13 protein-coding genes and 1 pseudogene are annotated in these 13,386 nt (G+C 38.6%); 10 read left to right on the plus strand and 4 right to left on the minus strand.

Annotated features, from left to right (window positions below; genetic code table 11):
- Positions 1 to 49 precede the first annotated feature (49 nt).
- A complete protein-coding gene (locus ACR42H_RS03900) occupies positions 50 to 604 on the minus strand; it encodes a DUF3231 family protein (protein ID WP_113885795.1) in 555 nt (184 codons plus the stop codon).
- Between the two features lie 460 nt (positions 605 to 1,064).
- On the opposite strand from ACR42H_RS03900, the gene ACR42H_RS03905 reads away from it, so the two are divergent.
- From ACR42H_RS03905 to ACR42H_RS03915, 3 genes and pseudogenes are all read left to right on the plus strand, one after another.
- Positions 1,065 to 1,415 carry a YciI family protein gene (locus ACR42H_RS03905; protein WP_436374782.1) on the plus strand — a complete coding sequence of 117 codons (351 nt, stop codon included), beginning with the start codon at positions 1,065 to 1,067 and terminating at the stop codon, positions 1,413 to 1,415.
- A gap of 156 nt (positions 1,416 to 1,571) precedes the next feature.
- Positions 1,572 to 1,899, plus strand: a pseudogene (locus ACR42H_RS03910) (YkvA family protein).
- Between the two features lie 163 nt (positions 1,900 to 2,062).
- Positions 2,063 to 2,437 carry a YciI family protein gene (locus tag ACR42H_RS03915; protein ID WP_436374783.1) on the plus strand — a complete coding sequence of 125 codons (375 nt, stop codon included), beginning with the start codon at positions 2,063 to 2,065 and terminating at the stop codon, positions 2,435 to 2,437.
- Positions 2,438 to 2,693: 256 nt separating this feature from the next.
- Here the strand turns inward: ACR42H_RS03915 and ACR42H_RS03920 are convergent, their stop codons facing one another.
- Together ACR42H_RS03920 and ACR42H_RS03925 are read right to left on the minus strand one after the other, a co-directional pair.
- A complete protein-coding gene (locus tag ACR42H_RS03920) occupies positions 2,694 to 3,143 on the minus strand; it encodes a DUF1569 domain-containing protein (protein WP_436374784.1) in 450 nt (149 codons plus the stop codon).
- 504 nt (positions 3,144 to 3,647) lie between these two features.
- Positions 3,648 to 4,490, minus strand: a complete 843-nt coding sequence (locus tag ACR42H_RS03925) for an alpha/beta fold hydrolase (protein WP_436374785.1) — start codon at positions 4,488 to 4,490, stop codon at positions 3,648 to 3,650.
- A gap of 579 nt (positions 4,491 to 5,069) precedes the next feature.
- Here ACR42H_RS03925 and ACR42H_RS03930 point away from each other — a divergent pair.
- On the plus strand, positions 5,070 to 6,302 hold the full coding sequence (locus ACR42H_RS03930; RefSeq protein ID WP_436374786.1) for a cytochrome P450: 1,233 nt from the start codon (positions 5,070 to 5,072) through the stop codon (positions 6,300 to 6,302).
- A gap of 135 nt (positions 6,303 to 6,437) precedes the next feature.
- Positions 6,438 to 6,977 (plus strand): PadR family transcriptional regulator, encoded by a 540-nt coding sequence (locus tag ACR42H_RS03935; protein ID WP_113885425.1) that lies wholly within the window; start codon positions 6,438 to 6,440, stop codon positions 6,975 to 6,977.
- A gap of 103 nt (positions 6,978 to 7,080) precedes the next feature.
- On the opposite strand, the gene ACR42H_RS03940 is transcribed toward ACR42H_RS03935, so the two are convergent.
- Positions 7,081 to 8,034 carry an arsenic resistance protein gene (locus ACR42H_RS03940; protein ID WP_436374787.1) on the minus strand — a complete coding sequence of 318 codons (954 nt, stop codon included), beginning with the start codon at positions 8,032 to 8,034 and terminating at the stop codon, positions 7,081 to 7,083.
- 179 nt (positions 8,035 to 8,213) lie between these two features.
- Between ACR42H_RS03940 and ACR42H_RS03945 the strand changes: the two genes are divergently transcribed.
- From ACR42H_RS03945 to ACR42H_RS03965, 5 genes are all read left to right on the plus strand, one after another.
- Positions 8,214 to 8,741 carry a CueP family metal-binding protein gene (locus ACR42H_RS03945; protein ID WP_436374788.1) on the plus strand — a complete coding sequence of 176 codons (528 nt, stop codon included), beginning with the start codon at positions 8,214 to 8,216 and terminating at the stop codon, positions 8,739 to 8,741.
- 179 nt (positions 8,742 to 8,920) lie between these two features.
- A complete protein-coding gene (locus ACR42H_RS03950) occupies positions 8,921 to 9,976 on the plus strand; it encodes a flavin-containing monooxygenase (protein WP_436376830.1) in 1,056 nt (351 codons plus the stop codon).
- 350 nt (positions 9,977 to 10,326) lie between these two features.
- Complete coding sequence (locus tag ACR42H_RS03955) at positions 10,327 to 10,764, plus strand: NUDIX hydrolase (RefSeq protein ID WP_436374789.1); 438 nt, start codon at positions 10,327 to 10,329, stop codon at positions 10,762 to 10,764.
- A 123-nt stretch (positions 10,765 to 10,887) separates the two neighbouring features.
- A complete protein-coding gene (locus tag ACR42H_RS03960; RefSeq protein WP_436374790.1) occupies positions 10,888 to 12,378 on the plus strand; it encodes an MFS transporter in 1,491 nt (496 codons plus the stop codon).
- 302 nt (positions 12,379 to 12,680) lie between these two features.
- Entirely contained in the window at positions 12,681 to 13,304 is a 624-nt protein-coding gene (locus ACR42H_RS03965) for a class I SAM-dependent methyltransferase (protein WP_113885431.1), read from the plus strand.
- The last annotated feature ends 82 nt before the right edge of the window (positions 13,305 to 13,386 follow it).

Here is a 13,386-nt window from a genome sequence, read left to right on the forward strand (position 1 = left end):
TTTTCCTAATTTCTACCTTTATCACTCATGTAGATATCACTATAGAATTTTAGCCTAAAGGTTGTTGAGAACCAGGTGGGACGTAAAAAGGTGGGACTTTAATCCATCCGCGCTTGCGCATTAAATGTTTTAATCTAGTCGCGAAAGCTAATTTTTCTGCTTGAAACTGAATAAACAATATACCTACATCTGAACGAATCGATTCTGAAGCAGCACTAGCAGCACGCATAATTAAGCTAATAATTTTTAAAGATAATTCGTTTGCAATTACATCATCCGTTAATTTAACACCGAGCGGAACACTGTTAGGGTCTGATTTTGGCATATCTTCAGGGGCAGAAGGTAATGTAATTCCTTCCTTAATCATAAAATCATGAAGTCGTTCTCTCTGACTGTTCCCTAGTTTCATGTCTTCTTCAAGTATTGCTTTTAGTTCGTTATCCGTAGTGGTGTTTATACCTGCTTGAACAGAAACCTTTGCTAATTCAAGGCCTGCTAAATAAATCCAGCATGCCATCACTTCTCCTACATGAAGAGGTTGATCTTCATCTTGATCTGTCATCGATTTCATGGTATCCATAACTGTTTCCCATACATTTAGCATGTGATCCCTCCTGATTTTTCAGCTTAATTACTTATATTGTTTGTTTCATATGAATATTTATTCAAATGGTAAGAATGAGAGCAATTAGGGAATGATTGATAACAATTGTTGCCATAAGAAAAAACATGTTAAGTACCTAAAAGACGCTTAATCGCTTTTTGCCCATAAAAAGCTTTAGGTAAAATAGGCAGACAAAGTAATATTTTATTCAAATTCCGTATTCGGGCGCTGTTCTTTAATAAGAGGACGTCTTTTTGTAATGCCCCAACACATTTAAGAGATTAGATATTGTTAGGTAAAGAGAAAAGATTGTGAGGGTTTCTACTTAAACTAAAGGGTGCGTTGATCCAAGAAGGATTAACCGCCTTTATTGTTGAATTCCTTATTGGACTAACGAAGTGGATAGTTGAAGAAGAAATAAAATAGTGATTTGCCTCTAAACAAGAAGGAGAAAATTTATATGTTATTTATGCTGATTGTCAAAGCCTCGAAGAATTCGGAAGCCGATCAGCTCCCGGGCCCTGAGCTTATGGAAGCCATGACGAAGTACAATGAGGAATTAGTCAAGGCAGGCGTGCGGGTTATGGCTAAAGGGCTCTATCCAAGTTCAAATGGAATTCGCATTTCTTTTCCGAATTCAGGGGAAAGGCCGGTGGTTACCGAAGGCCCATTTACAGAATCGCAAGATTTGATTGCCGGGTTCATTCTGATTGATGTGAAGTCGAGGGAAGATGCCATCGAATGGGCCATGCGGATGCCGGACCCTCAAGGACATGGGGAAGGTCAGATTGAATTGCGTCAAGTATTTTAGGCATCGGAGGTAATAGGCGGAATGGTTTTACTGTTGTACACGGGGAAGTATTGTTTACTAAAGTTGTTATGATAGAAAAGATAATCTTAACAGTAAAAAGGAGACAAAATGGAGAAAATAAAGGCTTGGGCGAAGAATTTAAAGCGGCAAGTATTCATTCTTTATTTTGCTTACAAAGATGAAAGAGCACCTTGGTATGCTAAGGCATTTACAGCTTGTGTTGTTGCATATGCGTTCAGCCGATTTAATACCTGACTTCATACCTATTCTTGGTTATTTAGACGATGTAATTATTGTTCCGTTGGGAATTATGTTTGCATTAAAGATGATACCAAAAAATGTAATGTCTGACTGTAAAGTTAAAGCAGAAGAAATGATGAAAAATGGTAAGCCGAAAAATTGGATAGTTGGTTCACTAATAGTTTTGATTTGGAGCTTAATTATCTTATGTCTTATTGTAAAGGCTTATCAGTTATTCAACTAACGGGCGCATTACTTAAAGAACGGCTGCCATTATAGCCGTTCTTTTTATTCAACTATAGGGCAGGATAGTTCAAGAAGGATTTTATAAAGACTAGTCGAATTTTTTTAATAGTACAGATTACCATTAGAATCAAAAACTGCTTCTATAAAAAGGAGACGTTAAAATGAAATACTTGTGTTTGGGTTACTTCAACCCAGAGAAAATGGATGCCATGCCCAAGGCGGAGATCGAAACTGTGCTGAGCGAATGTCAACCCCACCTAAAGGAACTTTACAAGAGCGGTCAAGTAATTATGGATGTTGGTGTTGACTTAGAAGTAAAATGCTTGAAGCGGATGAACGGAAAGGTCGAGGTTACTGAGGGTCCTTTTGCCAAAACAAATGAGATGATAGGCAGTGTGTTCATCATAGAGGCACTTGACATTAAGGAAGCAATTAGGGTGGCCTCCTTACATCCGACCACACAATTGGATGCAGGTGAGCAGTTTAACTGGAGGATTGAAATCCGCCCTATCCACTACTTCGAGAAGAGAGAATAATGGTCAAGTCATTTTTCTTCTAGTATCAGGTGTGAAGCTCAATAGCTATTAGTCGCATTTACCTTATTCAACTAAAGGGTGCTTTCGTCCAAGATCAGCTGCTAATCAGGCAGCTTTTTCTTATGCAACAAAAGGGGCAGGTTAGTATAAGAAAATCCGTCAATTTATTAATGGTAGAAGCTCAAACCTTATTATCCAATCCAAATTTACCGGGGTGTTAATCTAAGGATTTACGTCCATAATTAATTTCCCGTAACTAAACCCCAAACTGTTTTAAATGGTGGTCAAGATGCTTATAAATTCCATGTCCCCATTGATCGGAAGAAAGTTTTCCGAAAAAAGGATGTGGGTGACTTGTACAAGCCTCTGGTCCATTCTTTTGGAAGGCTGTAATTTTTTCTTTCAATTTTTCTCTTTCTATTTCAAAATCTTTTTTATCGGTTATTAAAATGGTTGGAATAGTAGACATATTATGTGGTAGGGGCTTGTCATTATAAAACATGGTTTTTGCAAACCAACCTACTAATAGCCCTAACCAACCTCTTGGAGGCATAGAATAGCCCATAGCTATGTCTTGGAAGGATGAGCAATGAGCTAACATTTGGGCGACATCCATTTTTCCCCATAATGGTTTTGAATTTGCGCTTAAGTTGTCGATGCGTTTTAAAATTTCTTCTGAAAACAAGACCTCAAAAATATTATTCATTAGGATAACTCCTCTAATTTTGTTGATTTAAAACAGTAATTGATTATTAATGTATATTCAATATCAACATTATTTTATCCTTCTGCTGGTTGAGCTAATATGAAAAGGCAGCATTCCTGTGATAATAGATATGGCAAATGACAGGTTTTTCCAAGGAATGTACTTAAACAAACGGGTGCTTTAGCTCATAAGTCATAGTAATTAAGTGCTTCAACAATCTGCCGCTTTCTGAAATAAGAAATGAGTCTTTCTTTATGAAAGGGGCAATATTGCTGGATAGGCTTTAGCCCTTTTTGATAGAGTGTAATCTGAAATTTGTAAACAAATGCACTTACCACAGTGGCTGCTTTATTATAATGCCGTGATTCTGAAATAAACGCAGCCCAATTTCCCGTTAATAACATTGAGAAATTGGGCTTTGAACTTTCCTTAAATTAAAACTCGTAAATACTACTAAAACCAAGACTTCAGTCGTGAAGGGGTATTTTATTCCACTTATTCTTCTTATCTCGAACTAAGCTTTACAACAGAATCTATAATCTGATTCCAGTCTTCACTATGAATTTCATGTCCAGTTCCATCAAGTGTCACTAATTCCGAATGAGGGATGGCTTTCCTAAGAGCAAGCCCGTGCTCGTATGGGAGGGCTGGGTCTTCCGTGCCATGAATAATGAGAACCGGTACACAGATCTCATCCATTCTATCGAAATATACGTCTCCACCTTGCAGCATGGCATGGTTAAATCTGCTTGGCAGATGTTTGGCGCGATCTGCTTCTCTTGCAGCAAGTTTATATATTCTTTCCTGCTCGAATGGTTTGGAGCCGGCTAAGGTTTTCCATCCGCCCGCGAGATAAGCAATTGCAGCATCCCGATTCGACCAATCGATGGAGGCACTCTTCGCGTGGTAATCAAGTATGTTCTGATCCATTGGAGGCAGCTTTTCCATCTCGGTCCCGAACACACTTGATGCAATGAGCGTAAGTGACCGTACACGGTCCGGATATCTTAAGGCAAGAATCTGGCCGGTCAAACCGCCCATGGACATGCCAACGATATGTGCCTGCTCTATGTGGTAAGCATCCAGTACACCGGCCGCATCGTCAGCCAAGTCCGTTATTGTATAATTGGAAGTACCAGGTTCATAAATGGTTGATCGTCCCAGATCCCGATGATCGTATCGAATCACAAATCTCCCCTGATCAGCAAGGCGGAGACAGAAATCCTCATCCCACCAGTCCAGTGAAGTCATTGCGCCCATGATCAAAAGAATTGCTGGATCGTTAGAGTTTCCAAAGCTCTCTGTACATATCTCCACTTTATTTATCTTCATTATCTGTTCACTCATATTATACCTCCGTATTATCTTATCACCGTTCCTAATGTTGCAGATCAAATTCTTTCTGGAGTATGTTTGGCCTGCCTCTGTTAATTATCTGTGTCGAATCCGCTTGATAATCATGACGAGGCCTCCTTTTAAACCTAATTTAACAAGGGACTCACCCCTATATTTATTACCTTAACATATGGTTAAGCACCTAAAAGTTAAAATTCGCCTGTGTTTTTTCTGGATATGCCACTTGTCATACTAATTCTGGGCAGATGAATCGAAAATGTACCTATCTCATGAGCTGCAGACTCTATATAGACTCCATAGGAGGCTGCATTTTTTGGAGCTGATACATCTTGTTTCTGAAATATCCTCTTCCTATATGTAGGTTACATGGACTATATATAAATTTTCCCTCAAATAAAAGGTGGAAATCTTTAGCCAGAAATACTCTTTTTAAACTACTTTGTTTAGAGTAATGTAATAACGGAAGGTACATTTACCTTAGTGGGTTATTAAACCTTAAAATTGCTCAGGTCCCTTATTTTGGTGCAGCCCAGTGAATCCCCATCATCTTAAAGGAGGAAAAGAAATAGTATGTTGAAAGAAGTCATTCCTGTAAACGAGATTACAAATTTTCAGTCACGTGCAGAGGAGTTTTTTCCTATTGAGTGGTACAAGGACATGCTTCATCATCATCCGGTGTATTATCATGAACAAACGAATACATGGAATGTGTTTACCTATGAGGGTGTGAAACAGGTGCTGGGCAACTATGAATTTTTTTCAAGTGCCGGGCCGAGAACAACAATATTTGTTGGAGCAAATGACAAGCATGAGAAAGCGTCGCCTTTAACAAATCTTACACTTGTAGATCCGCCGGATCATCGGAAAGGGCGTTCCTTGCTAGCAGCAGCTTTTACTCCCCGCAGTTTGAAGAATTGGGAGCCGCGCATCGAGCAGATCGCCGAGGAGCTGGCAGAGAATATCCAGGAAAATACTGAAGTTAATATTGTAGAGGCATTGGCAGCCCCGCTGCCTAGTATGGTTATTGCAGATCTTTTCGGCGTACCGATACAGGACAGGGCTCAATTCAAAGAATGGGTGGATATCCTTTTCCAGCCTTACGATAAAGATAGACTGGAAGACATAGAGCTTCAAAAACAGAATGCTGCGAAAGAATATTTCCAATATCTCTATCCCATTGTTGTTCAAAAGCGGTCGAATCTTTCGGATGATATTATCTCTGATTTAATTCAAGCTGAAGTAGATGGTGAAAAATTTACCGATGAGGAAATTGTGCAGGTGACCATGCTGCTTTTAGGCGCAGGTGTGGAAACAACCAGTCATGCGATTGCCAATACGTTTTATTCATTGCTTTATGATGATAAGTCTCTATATGGAGAACTGCGTAAAGACCTGAAATTAGTGCCAAACGCAGTTGAAGAAATGCTCCGTTACCGTTTTCATATGTCGAGAAGAGACCGTACTGTGAGAAAAGATAACAATTTATTGGGCGTTGAGTTAAAAGAAGGGGATGTCGTTATTGCGTGGATGAGTGCATGCAATATGGACCATCGGATGTTTGAAGCACCTTTTTCTATAAACATACACCGTCCTAACAATAAAAAGCATCTAACATTCGGAAATGGCCCGCATTTCTGTTTGGGTGCACCCCTGGCACGCCTGGAAATGAAAATAGCACTGGAGACCTTCGTGAAAAAGTTCTCCAGCATCGAACCAGTGAAAGGGTTTGAATTAGAAAAAAATTTAACGGCATCAGCCACTGGCCAGTCCTTAACGAGTTTGCCGATGAAAGTGTACAAGTAAGGAATAAAAGCTCCCTTAAGGCAGGTGGACTGACTGCTTTAAGGGAGTTTTAATATTGGAGAGGTAAAGGATGAGGCTGAAAAGCCGGCTTTATTTTGCTAAAATAAGGGTAATTCTCTTGAAGGAGCATAAAGAATGACCATTCAAATATTTATATTAACCAAACTGATGGAGGGTAAGAATTATCCTTATAATATAAAAAAGAAGCTTTCAGAGCCTATTCCATTTGATCAGCTTGCTGGATTAACAGAGAGCAAGCTGTACTACCATTTCGATTCATTGGCAAAACAAGGCCTGATTGAAACAGTCGAAATAATTAAAGAAGAACATCGGCCGGATAAACAAATATTTGAAATCACGGCTAAAGGCCGGGAAGAACTGCCGATTAAAATCTACAAATTGTTTGAAACGGCCGATTCGATCGGTGAAATGATGGTGGGATTGGCCAACATCAAATATGTGGATAAGGATAAAGCAATCGCAATCCTTGAAGAGAAATTAAAGAGCTCCAAGGCTAAGTGGGAGTATTATAAAAGTTTTGAACAGCTGATCGAAAAAGATAAAGATAATGAGAAACTGATAGAATTCCTTGGCGGGTATGTGTCGACCAAAGCAGAGCACGCTATTTTTTGGCTGGAGAAGCTGATTGGGCAGATTAGAGAAGGGAAGATATGAGGGGTTTTATAACTAATGTATTCACATAAATGTTAGATTAACAACCCTTTTTTGTGCTATTGAGGCAAGTTAAGAAAGCACACATGTGTGCTTTCATTTTTTTTTATATTCTTTTCTCTTTAGTGATAAATAATAAAATATGGGTGATGACGGCCAGGATAGGCAATTCCAGTAGAGGGCCAACTACTAAGGTTAACGCAATCAAAGGCTGGTCTGGAAATGCGGTCATAGCAATGGCTAAAGCAATCGGGGAATTTCTGGCTAAAGTAGTCAAGCTCAAACTGGCTCTGTCGGAGTTCGGAAATCTCATAAGCTGTCCAGCTCTTTGACTGAAAAAAAGATTAATTATAAAAAACAAAAGGACAGGTATTGTTATTTTCCACAGTAAATCTAAATGATTAAGCAATAATTGTCCCTGTGATGCAAACATTGCAGCGATGGCAAAGCTAAGAAAAACAATTGGCAGCACGCTAAGGTTGGATACAAGGCTTTCTCTTAACTGATTCTTGGTTTTTAAGAGAATCTTGGTTAAAACAGCTAGAACTAACGGTATGATTAACACAGCCAGAATACTTTCAATTAAAAACTCCAGTTCTATTACTCCTGTCGTTCTGCCAAAGATTAGGAGGTAAATAGGCAGCAATATGACCTGTAAGATCAAGTTTAGAGGCAGGATAGCAGTTGATAAGGCAACATTTCCTTTTGCTATGCCTGTAAAGATTAGGTACCAATCAGTGCATGGTGTAACCATCAGCATAATAAATCCAATATATAGTGTTGGAGTATCGCCCAAAAATACCATTGCCAGCAGCCATGCTAGGATGGGGGTCCAGACAAAGTTTATGATGATTGAAGTGTATGTAAATTTTATGTTCTTAAAAGCTATCTTGATATCTTCAATAGGGATTTGTAAGAATGTAATATATAGCATTGCTGCTAATAAAGGCATAATAAAACTTTCCGCATTAGCTCTTATTAACTCTGCTTGCCCTATACTAATACCAATAACCACTGCTAAAAATATTATAAGAGTATATAATTTTTCGATTAAGTTCAATTTGACTCACAGCCTCTGAAAATATCTATGCATAGATAACTTTAGCATAGTTACATTCGAATTGCTTAGTTAGCAGCGGGTGCTCCAAATCATCTCTCCATAATTTCTCCATATTTATTTGCTATTGTATACTTTGGCAATAGTTAATAAGGAGAAACAGAGTAAGGATGTGAAAAAAGATGAAGGTAAAAATATTTCTGGCTGTCTTAGTCATTTCTATTGTATTAGCTGGCTGTGGACAAGCCGATTCAAATGATGAGGCCGCTTTGAAGGCTGAAAACATCAAAGAATTGGTGAATGATTATAGTGCAGGAAACATTAAGAGCGAGTCTGCTTCGATTACCTCACAGCAGCTAGTGGTAAAAAAAGCGGATGGTGAAGAATTAGTCTATGATCTGCCGAAAGAAGAGTTTTTCGTTTCTATTGCACCTTATGTTAATGAAACCCATCCTTGAACTAATCATAGCTTGACAGGTTGTCAAGGTGAATTAGCTGATACAGATTTTGATGTATATATTGAAGATGCGGAAGGCAATGTAATATTGAACGAAAAAGTAAAGTCCCAGGGAAATGGGTTTTTCGATCTATGGCTCCCAAGAGATGAAACATATCAAATAAGGATTAAGTATGATGGAAAAACATCGGAATCAGAAATTTCAACCTTTGAGAATGATGGTACTTGTATTACAACTATGCAATTGACTTAAAGGGGCCGCCGGTTCAGTAAAGATTTCAGCCATCTAATAATAAGTTCCATTTTTTTATGAACAGCTGCCAAGAGGCCGCTGTTTTTCTTTTTAAAATGTGTATTCCTTTTTCTGGTTATTATATATAATAATATTCAAATCGATATTTGAATAGCTTTTGTGGGAGAGGAGTGAGAACTATAATAAATTATGAAGTGGCCATTATTGGTGGAGGTCAGGCAGGATTAGCAATGGGATATTATTTAAAAAAAGAAAATGCATCCTTTGTCATATTAGAAAAAAGTGGGGAAGTGGGGGACTCCTGGAGAATAAGGTACCATTCCCTGGTCTTGTTTACCCCTCGCCGATATAGCAGTCTGCCAGGATTACAAATGGGAGGTTCATCAAAAGAACTTCCATCGAAAGATGAGATGGCTGACTATTTGAATGACTATGTTAGGCATTTTGATCTTCCAGTCATGCTTAACACTAACGTAATTAAGTTAAATAAACAGTCTGATGGTGCATTTCTCTTAGAAACTAATAGCGGGAACATGATAGCTAAACAAGTAATCATTGCAACTGGAGCATTTCAAAAACCTTATATACCTCTTGGCATAAACAAGGGGGCAAATACCTTTCAGCTTCACTCTTCTGAATATCATTCGCCAGATAAAGTGCCAGGAAGTGAGATATTGGTTGTGGGCGGCGGCAATTCCGGGGCACAAATTGCTGTGGAATTAGCAAAAGATAAGAGCGTCACAATAGCCGTAAGCCACAGTATGAAGTTTTTGCCGTTAACAATACTTGGAAGAAGTATTTTTTATTGGCTGGATAAACTCGGTCTGCTGTTTGCAGGAAAAGATACAGTAAAAGGCGGCTGGTTTCAAAAACAGAAGGACCCGATTTTTGGAAAGGAACTGAAAAAATACATAAAAATCAAAAAGATTGATGTAAAACCTAAAGTTTTACGCGTCAATGATATAGAAGTTCTATTTGAAGATCAGACTCGGAGGAAATTCGATAGTATCATCTGGTCCACTGGTTTCGTTCCTTCATACGATTGGATTAATATAAATGGTGTCATCTCTAATGAAGGAAAACCAATACATAAAAGGGGGATCACTGAAGTTAGGGGCCTATATTTTATAGGCTTACCCTGGCAATATCAGCGAGGCTCGGCTTTGATTTGCGGAGTAGGATTGGACGCTGAATATTTGCTTTCGGCAATTCTTTCTAATAGATTCCAAAAGTGAAATAATTGCAGGTGCCTTTGCTGAGTAACTCCTGTGATAAGATTCAAAAATTTATTCGGCTGCTTTCAATACAAATTGGAGAGAACTTATGAAAATACTATCCTGGTCTTTATTATTTTTTCATTTGATTGTCGTTATACTTTGGATTGCGAATTCAGGTTTTTTATTTTCCCTACGGGCATGTTTACATGGATCATTTCGATTATGCCGGGCCTTATCCTTTATAAACAAATAAGAGAGCCAAAATTGGTACTGTACTCTAGCTTTACCATGGTTTATTAAGTTCTGGCAACAGCTTTTATTCATTTAGCTGTATCTTCTATACCGTAAAATGAGAGGAAAAAGCGTATATGCAAAATATTTTTACTCGCGTCCTGATAAAAGATGAGGACCATCATATTTTAGTAGTACAAGATAGAGGGGATCTGTGGAATTTTCCAGGGGGGAAACAGGAAATAGGCGAAACCCCTTCCGAGTGTGCAAAACGGGAAGTAAAAGAGGAAATCGGATTAACCGTTCATGTACTTACTGAGGTGTATCAGGGAAATTTCTTTTTCAGCGATACTCGGTGGACGGGTTATTTCTACTTTGCAGATTCTGTCAGCGGTGTACCTTGTATGAATGAACTAAAAAAGATAAAGGGAATCCGATTTGTAAATGATGCTGGGAAAGTGAACTTTCCGGATGAATTATCTGTTATATATGATGGATTATTCAAAGACGATCTAATCTTAGGAAAAACTACTAATTGGTTTGACGTAAACAATACCGCTTTTATTCAAGATTAGCTGCCAAATAAGGCGGCTTTTTTGTTTAATTCAGTCGAAGGTATTGATAAAGGTTTTTTGGATATTACCAAAATTTGTATTGTTTTATAGGCGAGAGATAGGGAAAAAACTTTTATCTATTAAATGATACTCAGGAGGGGAAATGTGAATAAGCAGCCAAGAGATGTAGAGAAAAAAGATATATCAGTAGTGGACAGCAGTGTCGCAAAGAAGTCTATGATGGGTACATCTATCGGGAATGCGATGGAGTGGTTTGATTTTGGTATTTATTCCTTCTTAGCCGTTACAATTGGGAAAGTTTTCTTTCCGGAAATTGATCCATCCTTTCAGTTAATATATGCTTTTGCTACTTTCGCAGTGGCTTTTATAGCACGTCCGCTCGGGGGTATGTTTTTTGGAATGATGGGTGACCGTATTGGACGGAAGAATGTTCTGGCAATCACCATGATTCTGATGTCGGCTGCCACCCTTAGTATTGGTTTAATACCCAGTTTCGCAACAATTGGGATTACTGCTCAGGTCTTATTGCTATTAGCCAGACTCGTTCAAGGTTTTTCAACTGGAGGTGAGTATGCGGGGGCAATGACCTACATTGCGGAAAGCACTCCCGATAAAAATCGCAGCTTTATGGCAAGTGGATTAGAGGTTGGAACACTGGTAGGGTTTATCGCGGGGGCCGGCCTTGTAACCCTGCTGACATCTATTCTTGGAAGTGAGACGATGGTGGATTGGGGCTGGAGAATACCTTTCTTCATTGCTGCTCCACTTGGCATAATCGGTTTCTACCTTCGTAATCATTTGGATGAAACTCCAGCTTTTGAGGCGATGAATCAAACCATAGAAGAAAGAAAAGAACATTCGTCCTTAAGAGAGATTTTTGCTGAGCATTGGAAGGCGCTATTAATTTGTACAGCAATCGTTATATTTTATAATGTAATGAGTTACACCGTTCTCACGTATATGCCTTCGTATATGTCAGAAGAACTTGGCTACAGTGAACAGAAAGGTTTATTGCTTCTTGTGCTGGTCATGATTGCAATGGTTCCTATGGTTTTGGCAATGGGGCATTTAAGTGATCGCTTTGGCAGGAACCGAATATTAAAAGCAGGCTTATTGGGAGCGATTATACTAAGCATTCCAGCATTTATGCTGGTTCGTTCAGGCAATATTTATGCAGCCTTTTTTGGATTGCTGATCCTTGGGGCGCTGCTGTCCACCTTGCAGGGATCCTTGCCGGCTACTCTGCCATCTTTATTCTTCACGAAAGTACGTTACGGCGCACTTGCCATCACATATAATACGGCGACATCACTTTTTGGAGGAACAACGCCGCTGCTTGTGGCATGGCTGGTGAGTATAACCGATAATAAAATGGTACCGGCATTTTACCTGATGGGCATGTGTGCATTGGGAATTGTAGTTGTCACTCTGTTTGTAAGAGAGACTGCAGGCAGGTCGCTTCGCGGCTCCGCTCCAGTCGTTGAACATCCGAGTGAGGTAAATGAAGTCCTTAAAAATCCGGAAAAAGCCTACTGGTGGCATGATGAGCCAAAGCCAACAGGAAAAGGCAGCCTGGATAAGGGGCTTATGACCAGCTTACTGCAAAAACACTAATTATTAAAAGCTTACTCATAGCTATTCAATTAGCTGAATTGAGTAAGCTTTTTTCTTTTACCTATAATTCTTACTTTATAACGGGGCAGGCTGGGCTGTAATCATTGGTTATCAGCTACATGTGATAATTTCAGCCCAGCTCAACAAGTGTAATAATGAAAATACTGTAAAGTAATTACATTTACAAAAAGAAGAAAACAAATTATAGTTATTAAAGAGTCTTTATATCTATTATAAATATTAAATAAGTGTTAGCATCTTAGCACCCTAATAAAAATTAAAATATAAAGGAGATAGGATTAATGGAATTCTGGGAATCAAGTTTTATAGAAAAGCAAACGATGTGGGGGTTTGAGGCTGCAGATTCCGCTATCTTAACAAAGGACTTTTTCCTTGAAAAGAATGTTAAGGATATACTGTTGCCGGGTTTTGGATATGGAAGAAATGCGAAGGTTTTTAAGGAAAATGGCATAAATGTGACAGGTATTGAGATTTCAAAAACAGCCATTGATCTGGCGAGGCAACATGGGATTGACAGCAGAATTTTTCATGGCTCAGTAACTGACATGCCTTTTGATAAACAACTTTACACTGGTGTATTCTCCCATGCACTTATTCACTTATTAAATAAGGAGGAGAGAGAGAAGTTTATTAAAGATTGCTATGAACAGTTAAAACCAAATGGCTATATGATTTTTACTGCTGTTTCAAAAAAAGCCCCCATGTTTGGCAAGGGCAAACAGTTGGATAAAGACTATTTTGAGATCATGGACGGTGTGAAAATGTTTTTTTATGATTTTGACACCATAAAACAAGAATTTGGACAATATGGCCTGATAGAGATTTCAGAAGTTGACGAGCCAAATAAGGATATGAAAAATAAACCATCAATAAATTTCTTCATGATAAAATGCAAGAAAAGATAGTGCAAGCTGCCATCAAGGCAGCTTGTTTGTTTTGATTTAATGACTAAATTTTTAACTGTACAAACATTTGTTCTTGTCTTAC

The organism is Cytobacillus sp. BC1816, assembly GCF_051353635.1.
Taxonomy (GTDB): Bacteria; Bacillota; Bacilli; order Bacillales; family Cytobacillaceae; genus Cytobacillus; species Cytobacillus oceanisediminis_C.